This is a genomic window from Gemmatimonadota bacterium, from assembly GCA_041390125.1.
In the GTDB taxonomy this organism is placed as follows: domain Bacteria; phylum Gemmatimonadota; class Gemmatimonadetes; order Longimicrobiales; family Gaopeijiaceae; genus JAGQIF01.
In genome coordinates, this window is the sequence record JAWKQN010000022.1 from 20,377 (window position 1) to 37,114 (window position 16,738).

Annotated in this window: 15 protein-coding genes; 7 read left to right on the forward strand and 8 right to left on the reverse strand. The window is 70.7% G+C overall.

The genetic code is table 11. The features are described from left to right. Positions 1-33 precede the first annotated feature (33 nt). The 6 genes from R3E98_19400 to R3E98_19425 all read left to right on the forward strand — a co-directional run bounded on the left by R3E98_19400 (position 34) and on the right by R3E98_19425 (position 7,702). Positions 34-1,770, forward strand: coding sequence for a histidine kinase (locus R3E98_19400; protein ID MEZ4425570.1), 1,737 nt, complete (start codon positions 34-36; stop codon positions 1,768-1,770). Continuing rightward, positions 1,767-2,456, forward strand: coding sequence for a response regulator transcription factor (locus tag R3E98_19405; protein MEZ4425571.1), 690 nt, complete (start codon positions 1,767-1,769; stop codon positions 2,454-2,456). The genes R3E98_19400 and R3E98_19405 overlap by 4 nt, the downstream gene beginning before the upstream one ends. A gap of 115 nt (positions 2,457-2,571) precedes the next feature. Beyond that, positions 2,572-4,740 carry a TonB-dependent receptor gene (locus tag R3E98_19410; GenBank protein MEZ4425572.1) on the forward strand — a complete coding sequence of 723 codons (2,169 nt, stop codon included), beginning with the start codon at positions 2,572-2,574 and terminating at the stop codon, positions 4,738-4,740. 136 nt (positions 4,741-4,876) lie between these two features. Then, the gene (locus tag R3E98_19415) at positions 4,877-5,587 is read left to right on the forward strand and encodes an SDR family NAD(P)-dependent oxidoreductase (protein ID MEZ4425573.1); all 711 of its coding nucleotides are present in this window, start codon (positions 4,877-4,879) and stop codon (positions 5,585-5,587) included. Next, positions 5,584-5,985 (forward strand): hypothetical protein, encoded by a 402-nt coding sequence (locus R3E98_19420; protein MEZ4425574.1) that lies wholly within the window; start codon positions 5,584-5,586, stop codon positions 5,983-5,985. Before R3E98_19415 ends, R3E98_19420 begins: the two co-directional genes overlap by 4 nt. Before the next feature lie 244 nt (positions 5,986-6,229). After that, positions 6,230-7,702, forward strand: coding sequence for a carboxypeptidase regulatory-like domain-containing protein (locus tag R3E98_19425; GenBank protein ID MEZ4425575.1), 1,473 nt, complete (start codon positions 6,230-6,232; stop codon positions 7,700-7,702). Between the two features lie 81 nt (positions 7,703-7,783). On the opposite strand, the gene R3E98_19430 is transcribed toward R3E98_19425, so the two are convergent. From R3E98_19430 to R3E98_19465, 8 genes are all read right to left on the reverse strand, one after another. Beyond that, on the reverse strand, positions 7,784-8,590 hold the full coding sequence (locus R3E98_19430) for a phosphate ABC transporter ATP-binding protein (GenBank protein ID MEZ4425576.1): 807 nt from the start codon (positions 8,588-8,590) through the stop codon (positions 7,784-7,786). Continuing rightward, complete coding sequence (locus R3E98_19435; protein MEZ4425577.1) at positions 8,583-9,356, reverse strand: phosphate ABC transporter ATP-binding protein; 774 nt, start codon at positions 9,354-9,356, stop codon at positions 8,583-8,585. Before R3E98_19435 ends, R3E98_19430 begins: the two co-directional genes overlap by 8 nt. Next, a complete protein-coding gene (pstA, locus tag R3E98_19440) occupies positions 9,353-10,222 on the reverse strand; it encodes a phosphate ABC transporter permease PstA (protein MEZ4425578.1) in 870 nt (289 codons plus the stop codon). The genes R3E98_19435 and pstA overlap by 4 nt, the downstream gene beginning before the upstream one ends. 6 nt (positions 10,223-10,228) lie before the next feature. Next, a complete protein-coding gene (gene pstC / locus R3E98_19445) occupies positions 10,229-11,158 on the reverse strand; it encodes a phosphate ABC transporter permease subunit PstC (GenBank protein ID MEZ4425579.1) in 930 nt (309 codons plus the stop codon). Continuing rightward, positions 11,155-12,243: a PhoU domain-containing protein gene (locus tag R3E98_19450; protein ID MEZ4425580.1), complete on the reverse strand. Its 1,089-nt coding sequence runs from the start codon at positions 12,241-12,243 to the stop codon at positions 11,155-11,157. The genes pstC and R3E98_19450 overlap by 4 nt, the downstream gene beginning before the upstream one ends. Before the next feature lie 82 nt (positions 12,244-12,325). Beyond that, on the reverse strand, positions 12,326-13,198 hold the full coding sequence (locus tag R3E98_19455) for a phosphate ABC transporter substrate-binding protein (protein MEZ4425581.1): 873 nt from the start codon (positions 13,196-13,198) through the stop codon (positions 12,326-12,328). 127 nt (positions 13,199-13,325) lie between these two features. Continuing rightward, a complete protein-coding gene (locus tag R3E98_19460; protein MEZ4425582.1) occupies positions 13,326-14,177 on the reverse strand; it encodes a protein phosphatase 2C domain-containing protein in 852 nt (283 codons plus the stop codon). Then, entirely contained in the window at positions 14,174-15,508 is a 1,335-nt protein-coding gene (locus tag R3E98_19465; GenBank protein MEZ4425583.1) for a serine/threonine-protein kinase, read from the reverse strand. Before R3E98_19465 ends, R3E98_19460 begins: the two co-directional genes overlap by 4 nt. Positions 15,509-15,782: 274 nt before the next feature. Between R3E98_19465 and R3E98_19470 the strand changes: the two genes are divergently transcribed. Beyond that, complete coding sequence (locus R3E98_19470) at positions 15,783-16,715, forward strand: hypothetical protein (protein MEZ4425584.1); 933 nt, start codon at positions 15,783-15,785, stop codon at positions 16,713-16,715. Positions 16,716-16,738: the final 23 nt, after the last annotated feature.

The following is a 16,738-nucleotide window of genomic DNA, read 5'->3' on the forward strand; positions in this document are numbered from 1 at the left end:
CGGCCGCGCCGGCGCCTGGATACCATTGGCCGCATGAACTGGCACGTCCCCGACGGCGCGCTCACCGAACTGAGCGCGGCCCTGCTGCAGTTGACGGTCACGACCGGGCTGGGTCTGCTCTGCCTGGGGCTGTACGTCCGCTACCGCAAACCCTGGTTCCGCTGGTGGGCCGTCGCGTGGGGGCTGTACGCGCTCCGGCTGGTGGCCATCCTCTCGTTCCTGCTGAACGAGCATCCCATCTGGCTCTACTGGCACCAGGTGATCACCGGGTGGACGGCGCTCACGCTGCTGTGGGCGGCACTCCAGTTCTCGCGGCGTCCGGAGTGGCGGGCCAGCTACTTCCTCTTCGCGCTCTTCCCCCCGCTGTGGTCGTACATCGCCATCTACCGGCTCGACCACTTCCTGTGGGCGGCCCTGCCCGCCGTGCTCTTCCTCAGCATCGCCACGCTCTGGACGGGCGCCGTGTTCTTCGTGCATTCCCGCCGGGTGGGCTCCCAGGCGGCGCGCTGGCTGGCGCTCGCCTTCGCGCTGTGGGCGCTCCACCACCTGGACTACCCGCTCCTGCGGGCCCAGGGGGCGTGGACGCCCTGGGGCTACTACCTGGACATCGTCTTCGAGCTCAGTGTGGGCCTCGGCATCCTGCTGCTCGTCCAGGAGGATCTCACGCGCGGCCTCGAGACCCTGTCGGCCCTGTCGGGCGACCTGCAGGGCGCATCGGCGGGCGGCGACGTGCGCGGCGTGCTCGTGGAGCGACCGCTGACGCTGCCGGCCGTGCGCGGCACGGCCCTGCTGCTCGCCGAGGAGCAGACCCGCTTCCACAGCGCCGCGGGCGTGTGCGCGCGGTGGACGGACGCGTCGGGACTGGGCGCCGTCCTGGCCGCCACCCACCGGGTGCTCGAGCACGGGGCGCCGGAACGGCTGCGCGTCGGCCACGCCGACAGCGGCGACGAGTTCGTCTCCGTGCTGCCGATCGTCGCCGGGGGCCGCACCACCGGAGCGCTGGTGATCGCCAGCGCGGCGCGCGATCCCTTCACCGCGCTGGACGATCGCTTCCTCGAAGCGCTCGGTCAGCAGATGGGTGCGGCGCTGGAGAGCGCGGCGCTGCACCGACGCCTGCGCGAGCGCACGGCGGCCCTCGAGCGCCTCTCGGCGGGCACCGTCCGCCAGCATGAGGAGGAGCGCAAACGGCTCTCCCGCGAGCTGCACGACGAGACCGCGCAGGTCTTCGCCGCGCTCAGCCTGGAGCTGGGCGCCCTGCGCGAGCGGGCCCCGGCGGACATCGCCGAGGGGATCGGCACGGCGCTGGGCCTGGTGGGGAGCGCCATCACGTCCATCCGGTCCGTGGCCGAGCAGCTACGTCCCGCGCTGCTGGACGATCTGGGGCTGCTGCCGGCGCTCGGGGCGCTCATGGACGATTTCCGGCGCCGGGGCGGGTTGCGCGTCACCGCCGACCTGCCGGCCGAGCTGCCGCCGCTCAAGCCCGAGGCCGAGCTGGCACTCTTCCGTTCGTTGCAGGAGGCGCTGTCCAACGTCGCGCGCCATACGGCGCGCGCCGAGGCCCGCGTCGTCCTGACGCGCAACGGCCGGAAGGTGATCCTCGAGGTGGCCGACGCGGGCGGTGCCCGCCCCGAAGGCGGCCCGGATGGCCCCGGCGGCGCCGGACTCGCCGGCCTGAGCGAGCGCGTGGGCTCCATCGGAGGCCACCTGCACTTCTCCCCCGCGGCCGAGGGATCGGTGTTGCGGGTCACCCTTCCCGTGGAGACAGCATGAGCGGCGACGCCGACACCGGGATCCGCATCGTCATCGCGGACGACCACGCCGTGGTGCGCGAAGGCATCCGGCGCGTGCTGGGGCAGGCGCCCGACCTGCGCGTGGTGGGCGAGGCGGCCTCCGGGGCCGAGGCGATCGAGCTGGTGGGCTCGCTGGATCCCGACGTGCTCATCCTCGACGTCACCATGCCCGGAGGGACGGGGCTGGATGTGACGCGCACGCTCCGGGACGACGGCCGCACGCTCGGGATCCTCATCCTCAGCATGCACGAGCGGCCCCAGTACGTCCTGGAAGCGGTGCGGGCCGGGGCCCACGGCTACGTGCTCAAGGACACCCCGCCGCAGCAGCTCCGCGAAGCCGTGCGCGCCGTCGCGGCCGGTCGCGAGTACTTCCCCACCTCCGTGGCCGGGACGCTGGGCCAGGCCCTGGAGAGCGAGGCCGAGCAGGCCGAGATGCGGCACCGGCTGGGACAGCTCACGCCCCGGGAGATGGACGTGCTGCTCGGCATCGCCGCGGGACAGACCAACCGCGAGATCGCCGAAGCGTTCGGGATCAGCCCCCGCACCGTGGAGACGCACCGCGAGAGCCTGATGAACAAGCTGGAGGTGCGCACCGTGGCCGGCCTCACCCGCCTCGTGATCGAAGCGGGTCTCGACGGCTCGGGAGACGCTCCGCCCCGTCCGTAGATGTACGGAAGGAGGCGTCCGTACTCCACCGAATGACGGACCGGGGTGGCGCCCTCCTATTTTCCAGCCACCGGGGCGGAAAGCCCGTCCCCCGTCTTCTCCAGGACCGATTGTCGTGCGCATCCTCCGAGCGGCGTCTCGCTCCCTCCCGCTTTTCCTCCTCCTCGCCCTGTCCACCCGAACCCCGCTCGACGCCCAGCTCCGCATCCGCAGTGACAGCCTGCGCGGAGATACGCTGGTCTATCTGCTGAAGCCCATCGAAGTGACCGCGACGCGCACGGCGCGCGAGGTCTTCCTCACCCCCGCCCCCGTCAGCGTGGTCACCGCCGCGACGCTGCAGGATCGCAGCGCCGAGACCGTGACCGACCTGTTCCGGACCCTTCCCGGGCTCGACGTGACAGGCGTGGGCGTGCAGCAGCCGCGGCCGGTGATCCGCGGGCTGCGCGGCCAGCGCATCCTGCTCCTGCAGGACGGGATCCGGCTCAACAACGCCCGGCGGCAGCAGGACTTCGGAGAGGTCCCCGCGCTGAGCGACGTTGCGACCGTGGAGCGCGTCGAGGTCGTGCGCGGGGCCGCCTCCGTCCTCTACGGCACCGACGCGATCGGCGGTGTCGTCAACGTCATCACGCGCCGGCCCGACCGGGAAGGCGTGCACGGCCTTGTCGGATATCGCTTCGGCTCCGCCTCCGAGCTGCATCGCACCAGCGCCCGTCTCAGCGGCCGTGAGGACCGGGTGGATTTCTCGCTCGGCGGCTCCTGGCGCACCGCGGGCGCGTACGAGGCACCCTCGGGAGCCTTCGGGGACATCACGCTGGCGGACGACGCCTCGGTGACCGGCACGGGCGTGGACGACCTCAGCCTCGATGGCCGGCTGGCGTTCCACCCGGCCGCGGGCCATGAGCTCTACGTCCGGGCCGAGCACTACCGCGCCGACGACGCCGGCTTCGGTCTGGTCGACCCCGAGCTGTACGCACCCGGCACGCCGCGGATCGACATCACATACCCGGAGCAGCGCTTCACGAAGGTGACGGCCGGCTACTCGGCGCAGGTGGGATGGGGGCTCGCCGATCGCTTCGACCTCACGACCTACGCGCAGGACAACGAGCGCACGCTCGCCTTCGACTTCTTCCAGAGCTTCGGCTTCCCCGGCGCCGGCATCACCATCGACACGGACAACTACACCGACCTGCGCACATTCGGGGGTCGACTGGAAGCCAAGAAGCTCATGGGATCGGTGCTGCTCACCTATGGAGCGGACGGGTTCCACGACGACTCGGAGAACACGGACCGCACCGTGACCACCGTGGCGGGGTTCGGTCCGCCCCAGGTCGAGGAGAGCGACCTCTCCAACGTGCCCAACTCCAGCTATCGCTCCCTGGGCGCCTTCGCGCAGGCGGAGTGGAACCTCCCCCGCGCGGTCACGCTGATCGGCGGCGTGCGCGCCCAGACGCTCAAGGCGAGCGCGGACGCGGCACCGGCCCTGAACCTCGGGCCGGTCGAGCGCACCGATGCCGCCGTGGTGGCGTCGCTCAACGCCATCGTCCCGGTGGCGGAGCGGTGGAGCCTGGTGGGCTCGGTGGGCCGGGGCTTCCGTTCGCCCAACCTCATCGAGTGGTTCTTCGAAGGGCCCGTGCCGGAGGCGGGAGCGTATCAGGTCCGCAACCCGGATCTCACGGCCGAGACCAGCCTGAGCCTCGACGCCGGGCTGCGCTACCAGGGAGGCCGGGCGGCGTTCGAGGTGTTCGCCTTCCGCAACAAGCTCTTCGACGGCATCCGCACCGAGGTGACCGGCGACACCATCCAGGGACTGGCCGCCTTCCAGCCCACCAACATCGACGAGCTGATCTATCGCGGTGTGGAGGCCTCCGCAGAGGCCCGCGTCGCTGCCGGCTTCACCCTGGCCGGGACGTACACCCACCTCTCCTCCGAGGACGCGTTGCGGCCGGACAGCCCCACCGGGGAGACGTTCTCCAACCGCGTGACGGGCACCCTGCGCTGGGATTCACCCGACGGCCGCTTCTTTGCCGCCTACGACGTGCGGCACAACGGCGAGCAGAAGGACGTGGACCTCGGCCAGAACCCGTTGGGCGAGGTCCTGCCCGCCTTCACGGTGCAGGACGCACGGCTCGGGGCCCGGCTGCGCCTGGGCGACCGCACCGAGCAGCGGATCACGCTGGGCGTGGCCAACCTCGGCGACCGGCTGTACGCCGAGTCGTCGAACGCGAGCTTCTTCCGTCCCGAGCCCGGACGGAACTTCACGATCTCGCTCGAGTCGGTGTTCTGAGCGTCGAGCGGGGGCTCCTCTGATACGCGGGCCCTCCCTCCGGGGAGGGCCCGTCGCGCATCGAGGACCCGGGACCTGTCCTCCGCGGGGCCGTCCGCCCTACGTTGCCGAGCGTCCCTTCCACCCCGGAGCGTCCGTGGAGCCGTCCGCTGCCCAGAACCGCCGCGCCGTCCTGGTCACCGGCGCGGGGGGTGCCCTCGGTGGGCACGTGTGCGAGGCGTTCGCGCACGCAGGCTGGCGGCTGGGCCTCGCCGCCTACGACGAGCGCGAGCACGCCGAGCTGACCCGCACGCACCCTGAGGCCGTGGTGCGGACCGTCGCCCTGCACGAAGCGGAAGCGGCCCGCTCCGGTCTGACCGGCCTCGTCGACGACCTGGGGGGCGTGGACGGGCTGATCCACCTGGTGGGCGGCTTCGCGATGAGCCCGGCCACCGAGAGCGACGGCGACGAGCTGGAGCGGATGCTCACGTTGAACCTGCGCACGGCCGTGCATGCCGTACGCGCCGTCCTGCCCCACCTGCTGGCGCGGGGGGACGGCTTCGTGATCGGGATCGGCGCCGCGCCCGGGCTCGAGGGTGGACCGGGCATGGCCTCCTACGCCGCCGGCAAGGGGGCGCTCATCGCCTGGCTGCGTTCGCTGCGTCGCGAGCTGGCGCCCCGGAGCGTGCGGGTGTCCATCGTCCATCCGCTGGGCGCCTTCGACACCCCGCAGAACCGCCGCTCCATGCCCGACACGGACCCGCGGACGTTCATCGATCCCGCCGAGATCGCCGCCACCATCCTGCACGTGGCCGACCGCGGCGCGCGCGGCGCCCTGGACGAGCTGCGCGTGCTCCCTCCCGCATGAGCGCCTTCCCCCGCCTCCGCGCCGCCCCGCGTCGCGCACCGCTCCTCGCCGTCCTGCTGCTCCTCACGACCGCCTGCGCCAGCGGGAACCCGCGCGGCCGGGACGACGTGTTCCGCGAGGGCAACGCCGCGACCGTGCAGGTCGACGTGCTCAACCTGAACTTCGCGGACGCGACGTTGTGGGCCCTGCGCGGTGGCCAGCGGGTCCGGCTCGGCATCGCGCGCGGCAAGCAGGAGGCGACGTTCACCATCCCCTGGGACTTCTCCATGCCGCTCCAGGTGGAGATCGATCTGCTGGCGGGTCAGCGCTGCTTCACCGAGTCCATCGATGTGGACCCCGGCGACGTCATCTACCTCGAGCTGCACGAGAACCTCGGCGCCTACTACCGCTGCCGCTGAGCGGCGAGGTCCGGGTGCCGACGCCCCGGGACGCGATCGCGCCGACCCCTCGTGCAGCCCAGGGGCACGGACGCCGGCGACCTGCGCTCGCGACCGGCCGGCGTCCGTAGCGGGACGGGCGTTCCGTCGTACGTTGGCGGATGGGTCGTGTGTCGCGCCGCACCCCCGGGTGGGGCGCCGCCCGGGGCGCGGCAGTCGCCGCCCGACCCTACCCAGAGACGTTCCCCTCTCCGGAGGCCGTACCGTGCGCTGCCGCATCCTGACCGCCGTTCCGCTGCTCCTGGGCCTGCTCCTGCCCGCTCCCACCCGGGGTCAGGCGGCGCCGGCGAGCATCTCGGGCGTGATCCTCGAGGCCGGCGGCCGCACGACGGTGGAAGGGGCGGAGATCACGCTGGTCGGGCTCCGGCGTCGCGTCCTCAGCTCCGCGCTCGGGGAGTTCCGCTTCGACGAGGTTCCCCCGGGGTTCGTGGTCCTGCATACCACACACCCGGGATACCGGGAGCGGACGGACACGGTAGGCCTGGCCCCCGGGGAACGGGTCGAGGTCCGGCTGACGGTGAGCGCCGAGGCCATCGAGCTGGAACCCCTCAACGTGGTGGCCCGGCGCGGCACCCTGGGGGCGGGCCTGACCGGCATGCACCCCGGCATGACGCGTAGCGAGATCGAGCGCGCCCTGCCGCGCGTGAGCAACCTGGGCGACCTCATCCAGAGCGCCAACGTGCCCGGCCTCACCGTCCGTGACCTCGCGCTGCCCGGTGAGTCCGGCCGCATCTGTGTGGAGCATCCGCGCGCCCGCAGCGGCCGCTTCGGACAGGGCTCCTGCCTGCAGATGAACGTCTACATCGACGGACGCCTCTCGCTCGATCCGCAGTTCGCCCTCGCGGATCTCCCGCCCGAGAGCGTCGAGCGTTTCGAGATCCTCTCCCCGCTCGACGCCGCCGCGCTGTACGGTGACGCCGGTCGCTGGGGCGTCATCCTGGTGGAGACGCACGCAGGCTCGGGCGTCGTCGAGCGCCGCCTGCCCTCCTTCGGGCGGGATGCCTATCCCGTCACCTTCCTGGTGTCGGGCATCGGCGCCTCGCCCGCCGACATCTACGACGGTGTGGCCGTCTTCACGTTCGATCAGGCGATCAACAACATCCGCTACGTCGAGACGACTTCGTGGCGCCCTGGTGTGCGGCTCGGGCTGCGGGCCCGCCCCTTCTCCTCGTTCCCCGAGGTCGAGGTGTCGGGCTTCTGGGTGGACGGCGCCTCGGACGGGCTGTGGTTCGAGGCCGGCGGGCCCGGTGTGCGGGAGCACCATGACCTGCGCACGCTCGGTCTGGACGTCACCGCGCGCTTCACGCTGACCCGCGGCGCGCGCTGGGACCTGAGCATCCTCGGGGGGCCGGTCTTCTCGTGGGAGCGCGTGCAGGTGACGCAGGTCGGCACCTTCCAGCGCAGCCCGCTGCTCGGCGCGCGCCTCGGAGCCCACATGAGCCGCTCCTGGTCCAGCACCGGCGGCGTCATCGGCGCGGATCTGGAGTGGGAGGTGCACCCCCGGGCGAGCGTACTGGTAGGCGGCCGTTGGCGTGCGCTCACGCTGGGCGAGCCCGACGCGGAGATCACGGTGGCGCAGGCCGCGGCGGGGGAGGACCTCCTGAGCCTGCCCGACACCCGCAATCGCTCCGGACGGCGTACGTTGGAGGTGGGTCTGGTCCTGCGCGCGGGAGGCTGACCCGACCCGCCACCGCGGCCCGTTCGGCCTCGGTGGCTGCGGGTCCGGTGGGACCCGGGCGGACCGCCGTCCCGGAGACGCTCAGCCGTAGCGGCCTTCGATGTAGTCGGCCGTGCGCTGGTCGTCCGGCGCGAGGAACATCTCCTCGGTGACGCCGTGCTCGATCACCTTCCCCAACAGCATGAACACGCACTCCTCCGACGCGCGCCGCGCCTGCGCCATGTTGTGCGTGACGATGAGGATGGTGTAGGTGCCGCGGAGCGTCCAGATCAGCTCCTCCACGGCCGCCGTTCCCTTGGGATCGAGGGCCGAGCAGGGCTCGTCCATCAGCAGGACGGTGGGCTTGACCGGAAGCAGCCGCGCGATGCACAGCTTCTGCTGCGCCTCGAGGGAGAGTTCCGTGGCCCTGCGATCCAGCCGGTCCTTGACCTCGTCCCAGAGCAGGACCTGACGCAGCGCATCCTCGACGATCGCCGCCTCCTCCGACGACGAGATCGAACGCCCGCGCTCGTGCAGCCGGTATCCGAACAGGACGTTGTCCCGGATGGAGAGAGGAAGCGGGTTGGGCCGCTGGAAGACCATGCCCACCTGCTTGCGCACCTGCACCAGCTCCACCGCCGGCCCGTACACATCGTGACCGAGGACTTCGATCCGCCCCGTGGTGCGGACGTACCCGAGCCGCTCCACGATCCGGTTGCAGCTCCGGAGCAAGGTGGACTTCCCGCACCCGGAAGGCCCGATCAGCGACGTGATCATCCCGCGCCGGATCCGCAGGCTCACGTCGAAGAGGGCCTGGAAGTCGCCGTACCACAGGTTCAGGTCGCGCGTCTCGATGGCGTAGCGCACCTGGTCGCCGTCGGGCGGCGCGAGACTCCGGGTCTCAACCAAAGCGGCCCTCCAGGTACTCCGCGGTCCGCCGGTCCTGCACCCGCCCCTCGAAGAGGGCCTCCGTTTCGCCCACCTCGACCAGGTCGCCCATCAGGAAGAACGCCGTGCGGTCCGCCAGACGCCGCGCCTGCTGCACCAGGTTGGTGACGAGGACGATCGTCAGCTCCTGCTTGAGCTCCTTCAGCACGTCCTCGATACGCATGGTGGTGACGGGGTCGACCGCGATGGAGAACTCGTCCAGCAGGAGGAGCTCCGGCTCCTGCGACAGCGCACGCGCGATGGTGAGCCGCTGCTGCTGACCGCCGGAGAGCAGGCTGCCGAGGGCGCCCAGGCGATCCTTCACCTCGTCCCAGAGCGCGGCCCGACGCAGGCAGCGCTCGACGATCGCGTCCAGCTCCGCCTTCGCCTTCACACCGCGCAGGCGCGGAGAGAAGGCCACGTTGTCGTAGACGGAAAGGGGCAGACCGACGGGCAGCGGGAACACCACGCCCACCCGCCTCCGCAGCGCGAAGACGTTGCGCCAGTGGCGGACCTCCTTCCCGTTGAAGGAGATCCGGCCGTCCACCCGCATCTCGGGGTTGAACTCGTCCATGCGGTTCAGGGCCCGCAGGAACGAGGTCTTGCCCGAGCCCGCGGGACCGATGATCCCGAAGATCTCGTGCTCGCGGACATCCAGGCTGACGTTCCGCAGCACGGCGTCGGGCCCGTAGCGGATCGTGAGGTCCCGGACCTCCAGCTTGGCGGGAGCCGCCGCGGGGGACGTCACCACTTCTTGCGGTTGCGCAGGTACATCCGGAACGCGATGGACAGGGCGTTCATGGCCAGCACGAGCGAGATCAGCACCAAGGCGACGCCGTAGGGCAGCTCTTCGGGTACGCCCGGCACCTGCGTGGACACGGCGAACAGGTGCAGCGACAGCGCCATCGTCTGATCGAAGACGCTTTCGGGCAGGAACGGCACGAAGAAGGCCGCACCCGTGAACATCACGGGCACCGTCTCACCGGTGGTGCGCGACACCTCCAGGATGATGCCGGTCAGGATCCCGCTGATGGCGTTCGGGAGCACCACCTTGCGGATGGTCTGCCAGCGCGTGGCACCCATGTTCCAGCAGGCTTCGCGGAACGCCATGGGTACCGCCTGCAACGACTCCCTCGTGGCCACGATGACCACCGGGAGGGTCATCACGGCGAGCGTGAGGCTCGCCGCCAGGATGCTGGTGCCCAACCCGAAGAACAGCACGAAGGCGCCCACACCGAACAGCGCGTGCACGATGGAGGGCACACCGGCCAGGTTGATGATGGCCAGGTTGATGGCGCGGGTCAGCCAGTTGTCGGTTGCGTACTCGGACAGGTAGATGGCGGCGGCCACGCCGATGGGGACGGACACGGCGAGCGCCACCCCGACGAGCCAGATGGTGCCCACGAGCGCCGGGAAGATCCCGCCCTCCCGCATCTGGTTGGTGGGCTCGGCGGTGAGGAACTCCCAGGAGATGGCGGGCCCGCCCCGGACGATCAGCACGCCCAGGATCAGCAGGACCGGCACCACCAGGATGAGGGTCATCAGGAGGAAGAGGATCCGGACCAGACCCTCGACCTGCTTGTCGCGTGCGTTGAGCGCGGTGGCCTCGAACATGTCCGACTACTTCCGGCGCACGCCGCGCACCACCAGGTCCGCGAGCAGGTTGATGGTGAACGTCACCGCGAAGAGCAGGATCCCGAGCGTGAACAGGGCCCGGTAGTGCTCGGAACCCTGCGGCGCCTCGCCCAGCTCCGCTGCGATGGTGGCGGTCAGCGCCCGCACCGAGTCGAAGGGACTGGTGGGGATGTTGATCGAGTGTCCGCTGGCCATCAGCACCGCCAGGGTCTCCCCGAAGCCCCGGCCGACTCCCAGCAGCACCGCGCCCACCAGCCCGTTCTTGGCCGCCGGCAACACCACCCGCCACACGACCTGCCAGCGCGTGGCCCCCATGGCCTCGGCGGCTTCGCGGTAGTGGTCGGGCACGGCCTTGAGGGCGTCCTCGGCGATGGTGGTCATGATGGGCGCGGCCATCAACCCCAGGATGATCCCGGCGTTGAGGACGTTCAGCCCCACCGGCTGATCGAACAGGTCGATGATCAGCGGGTTCATGATGGCGAGCCCGATGAAGCCCCAGACCACCGACGGGATGGCGGCCAGCATCTCCACCAGGATCTTGAGCCACTCGCGTGTGCGACCGCGCGCGAACTCGGCGATGTAGACCGCGGCGCCCAGCGAGAACGGCACCGACACCAGCATGGCCAGCCCGGTGACGCTGGCCGTGCCCGCGATCAGCGCCAGGGCGCCGTAGGTGGGGTTGCGGGAGGTGGGCCGCCAGGCGGGGGAGCCGAAGAATTCGCTGAAGCTGAAGCGGCCGGTCAGGAAGGGCAGGCCTTCCTTCGCGACGAAGACGAAGATGCCGATGACGAAGACGATGCCGCTGATGCCGCCGATGAACACGACGGCCTGCATGATCCGATCGACGTACCACTCCGCGGTGCGGCGATCGAAGTCCTGGAGCGTGGCGTCGGGGGGTGGGGGCGCTGCGCTCACCGGTGGCTCTCGACCCCCAGGGTCTCCATGAGCGCCGTGACGTGGTCGGCGACGGCGCGGTACAGGGCGGAGTAGCGCTCCGTCTCCGGCACACGCTCCGCCTCCTGGAGGGCGGTTCCCAGATCCCACGTCAGGGTCACCGTGCGGAACGGGATGTCCTTGATGTGATTGGACGCCTTGGCCCCGATCCCCACGATCACGTGGTAGTGCTTGGGCACGTCCAGGGCCTTGGCCAGCGCCACGGGCGCACCCTCGACGTGCACGCCGCGCTGTTGCAGGAACGCCAGCAGGCCCGGATCGAAGTGGTCGGCCGGCGCGTATCCCGCGCTGCGGAACCGGCCGGTGTCCGGATATGCCTCCTCGGCGAAGCTCTGGGCCATGCGGCTGAGCAGCGCTCCCCGCTCGTCGAAGAACAGGATGCGGTAGGTCTTGTGGCCTTTGCTCTCTCCGGTGACCTGGAACTGCGTCTGTTCGCAGAGGTTCTCCGCCTGATCGGCCACCCGCTTGATGACGCGTGCCGCCAGCAACGTGCTGAACAGGTCGCGGGTCTGGCGCTCATCCCGGTCGCCGGCCTGGGTGAGATCCCGGTAGGTCTTCAGGAACGTGGGGTCCACCTGCTTGGCCATCCCCTCGGCCTGGGCGGCCTTGGAGAGGTCTCCGGTGACGAAGGCCTCCACCGCGTTCCGCAGGGCCGCCCCGGCCTGATCGCCCAGGATGGCGATGTCGGCGGCGACACCTTCGGGAAGGGGAGCCGAGAGCTGCAGCAGCTCCCGACACGCCGTCACGGCATAGTCGCCGATGCGTTCGAGCGCCACGTTGACCCGCAGGACGGAGGACACCAGACGAAGATGGCCCGCGCTCGGCAGGTGGCGGATCACGAAGACGTGACAGAGATGGTCCAGATCGTCGATCTGACGGTTGACCGCCCGGTCACGCAGGATGGTACGGTTGGCGAGCACCTTGTCGTTGGTCGTCAACGCCCGCACGGCGTCGGCCACGTTCTCCGACACCCACTTCCCCACCTTGGCGACGCCGCTCCGCAAGGCCTGGGCGTCCTGCTCCAACCTCTGCTCGTAATGGGACATGCGGTCGCGGGTCCTGCCTGGAAGGGTGCGGGCGCCCCCCGCCCATGCGGGGGGCGCCCGGGTATCCTACGGTGTCAGGGCGTCAGGCGCAGGTGATGTCGTGGACCGGCGCGTACCCCTGCTCCTTGATGATGCACTGCCCGTCGGGGCTCTCGATCCAGTCGATGTACGCCTTCACGGCGCCGGTCGGCTGGCCCGACGTGTACATGATCAGCGGGCGGGCGATGGGATAGCTGCCATCGAGCGCCGTCTGGACGGTCGGCGCCACGCATCCGCCGTCCCCGCTCTCGATGCAGGGCATCGTCACGTGCTCGTTGGCGTAGGCCAACCCGCTGTAGCCGATCGCGCAGGGCGTGTTCTCGACCAGGTCCACCACGTCCTTGGAGCCGTGCATGTCGCGGGTCCCGAGGCGGAAATCGCCTTCCTCGCCGAGCACCTCGTCGCGGAAGTAGACGTACGTGCCCGAGTTGTTCTGGCGGCTGACCACGACGATCTCGTCGGACGGACAGCCGGGGACCGTCACGCCCAGGTCGGACCAGCGGGTGAACGTCCCGCCGTCTCCGTAGATCTGCCGCAGCTGCTCGCGCGACATCTGCGTGATGGGGTTGTCCGGGTGCAGGAAGATCGCGAGGGCGTCGAAGCCGACGATGTACTCGACCGGCTCGTGGCCGTTGGCGGTGGCCGCGGCGATCTCCTCCTCGCTCATGCGGCGGCTGGCATTGGCGATGTCCACCGTGCCGTTGATCATGGCGGAGATGCCCGTCCCCGATCCGCCCCCGGTCACCGCCACGGCCACGTTGGGATTCACCTCCCGGTAGGCCTCGGCCCAGGCCTGGGCCACGTTGACCAGCGTATCAGAACCTTTGTTCTGGATCACGACGCGGTCGCTGCCCCCCTCGCGGCCCGGACCACAGGCCAGGGCGAGGAGCGGGACGAGAACAATGGCCTTCTTCATGGCGTTCCCAGGGGTTTTGCGGGACGTCCGCCGGCGCTCGGAGGACGTGGCAAAGATCCCGGCGCCAGAATCACCATTCAAGGGCAATTCGGTAACGGAACGGTGACAACGACCCGCGGCCGCGCGGTCAGGGTCCCGGTGGCCCCGCCCCCACGGAGCCGTTGCCCGGGGTCGACGCCCTCCGAGGTCCCCGGAAGAGGATGAGGGTGACGTCGTCCTCCTTGGACGGCTGTCCGTCCCGCTCCTCCGCCATCCGCGACACGACCTGGCCGGACAGGCCGTCGAGGGCGCCCCGGAGCGGTCCCTTGCGGATCCCCGCCACGATCTCGCTCTCGAGCAGGTTGTCGAAGAGACCGTCCGTGGCGAGGAGGAGGGTATCGAGCGGCGCCAACCGGAGCGGGGGGCTGACGTCGATCCGCATCTCCCGGTTCCCGACGTGGTTGGAGATCACATGGCGCTCCTCGTGGAACAGCGCCGAATCGCCGTCGAGCACGCCCGACGCCACCGCATACCCCACCGGCGAGTGCGACACGGTCCGATACTTGATCCGCCCGCGGCTGCCGACGAGCCACATCTCGGAATCACCGGCATGGTAGGAGCGAGCCACGCCTCCGACCACCGTGACGACGGCCAGGGTCGTCGCGGCCCCCAGACCCAGGTCCAGGATGGCGGCGTTCGCCTCCTCGAACGCCCGCATGACGCGCTCGCGGAGCGGCACGTCCGGGCGTTCGGCGACGCGGGTCAGGTGTTCGATGGCGAGGTGCGAGGCCAGTTCGCCGCTTCGGGCCCCACCGACCCCGTCGGCCACGGCCAGGACGATCCCATCGTCCTCGATGGGGATGACCGCGGCCGCGTCCTCACTGACGCCAGCGTGTTGGGGGTGCGCGCGGCACAGCACGCCGATCCGGCCCCAGGGACCGTCCAGGGTGTCGACGACGCCGGCCCCGGTGTCGCGATAGCTGCGGGGAGTGGCGTTCATCCCGCGTGCGGTCCGAGCCCGTGGGCGCACCAGGGGCACCAGCTCCAGAACGCGCCGTAGATGCCGTTGTGGCACCGGCCACAGCGCTGTGTGGAGTCGGGCACCGGCCACGCGCGCCGCACCTTCGTGCGGCACCAGGGGCAGTAGCGCATGAACGGCATGAGGTCCTTTCGCGTGCAGGAAGGGTTGCGGCAGGTGGCGCTGTAGCGCCGGTCCGGGTACGCGCGACCGGACCCGTCGCCGATCGACGGTCCATAGCACCAGGCGCAGTACTTCCAGTCCTTCTTGACCCCCCGCTGACACCGCGGACACGTGGCGGGGAAGCGGCTCTCGCCGACGATCTGCTCGAGCTCCTGGCGACACCATGGACACCACGACATCGCTTCGCTGACGGGGCCGCCGCAGTGGGGGCAGCCGTGCACGGCTTCGACCGCACGCCCGTGCTCCCGCTTGAACTCCCGGAACCGCACGTCCTGCCAGCGACTCCCGTTCGAGCTGCGGCGCAGGCGCCGCGTCTTCTTGCGCGTCACATGCGCCAGCGCCCGGGGCTTGAGGCGTTGGAAGGCCGTGTACATCTGGTCGGCCGTCTGATAGCGCTTGCGGCCGTCCACCTCGATGGCGCGCAGGATGAGCTCGACCATCTCCGGATGCAGCCGCTCCTTCAGACGGCGCTCTCCGGGAAGGGGCCGCTCGAAGGGCCACTCGGGCAGATGGCCGGAGAACATCCGGTAGAGGACCAGGCCGGCGGAGAAGACGTCGGACCGCAACGAGGGCCGGCCCATCGCCTGCTCCGGAGCGATATAGCCCACGGTCCCGGATCCCGAGCCCCGCACCGTGCGCTGCACCACCTTCGCGATCCCGAAGTCCGTCAGACGCAGGCGGTTGCGCGGGAAGAGGATGAGGTTCTCCGGCTTGACGTCGCAGTGCACGATGCGGCGCCGATGCGCATACGCCAGTCCGTCCAGGAGCTGCTCGGCGTAGGCGAGGGCCGTCTTGGTGGCCAGGCGGGTCTTGAGCCGATCGTGCAGGGTCTCCTCGCCCAGCGGAGTGGCGATGACGAAGTGCCCGTCGATGATCTGGGCGTTCTTGATGGGCAGGATGTTGGGATGGTCGAGCGACGCGACCAGCCGCGCCTCCTGGCGGAAGACCTTGAGGAGCCGGTCCGACAGCAGGCGCGCGTGCGGCACCTTGAGCGCGACGCGCACGCCTTCCACGGTGTCCATCGCCAGGAAGACATTGGCGAAGCCACCGCGCGCCAGGCGCTTCTCGAGGCGGTACTTGCCCAGCCGCTGTCCCCCGCGCAGGGGTCTGGCTTCCTTGTGGGACGTCAACTTCCACCTGTCCGGTGTCTCACGGCGACCGTCGTACGGCCGTGCTACCCCACCCTGCAGGTCGGGGTCTCCGCGCGTCGCGGGGAACCTCACGGGCCGCGCTTCGAGTATGGGCTGGGGAGCAGGTTCCGGGAAGCACGGGGCCCGAGGCCGCCACGGATCCGGTCTTGGATCCCCCGCAGCCCAGCGCGGTCGCAGCCCGGATCCGGTCCACGAGGACCCACCTCGCGCATCACCCGCAGCCCACGGCCGTTGGCGAAGGCCACCGAGGATCATGGAACGCATCGAGATTCCCAATCTGGCGACCTACAGCCCCTTCTCGCTCTCCGACGTGATGGTGGGAGCGCCGCTGGCGGCGCGTCTCGTGCTCGGGGCCACGCCGCTGGGACGCGCCGTACAGGCGGCGGCCTTCATGGGCTACGCGGGCAGCGCATTGCTGGACTGGGCCGTCCGCATGGGCGTGCGGCGCGTGGACTTCGAGCGCGAGTTCGGCGCCGACGTGCATCGCCTGGACCCGATGCCGCGGGAGGTGCGCCAGCGGGAGGTCACCGCGCTGGTGGAGCGACTCAACGACGGCTACACGGACGAGCGGGTGCCGCGCGCGGAGCTGGCCCGTCGGGCGAACCGGCGGCTCACCGACTATCTCGCCACGCTCACCGGGCAGGTGGTGGAGACGAGCTCGGAGATCCGGGGAATGACGCTGGCCGGTGTGCTGCTGCCGTTCGCGCATGGCGCCTGCGACATCGTCTCGGGCGACATCGCCATCTTCCGCGACACCGGGGTGTTCGAGGGGCACATCCTGGCCCACGAGCTCGTGCACCGCAGGGGGTACTTCAAGGAGCTGCACGCGCAGGTGCTCGCCCACCTGGCCCTGGCGACGTCCGGGGATCCGGTGCTCGTGCAATCGACGCTCGCCGAGCGCTTGAACCGCAACGTGCAGACGCTCGCCAGGGAGGACCTCGCCGAGCACCGGCGCCTGGTCGAGCGGTCCGGCCTGCGGCCCGAGCTCGCCTCCTCCTTCCTGGCGGTGCTGCCGGAAGGCACCCGCAGCGGCGTCTCCGACGCGCTGCGTCAGCTCTACGACGCGCGCATGCGTCTGACGGGGCAGAACGGGCTCAGCGACTACTGGGAGGGATTCACGAACTTCCTGTGGACCTTCCAGCGCGGGACCGAGGCCCGCCAGCCGCGGGCCCACGCCCGCATCTAGGGAGAGCACCGCAGCGCGGACGC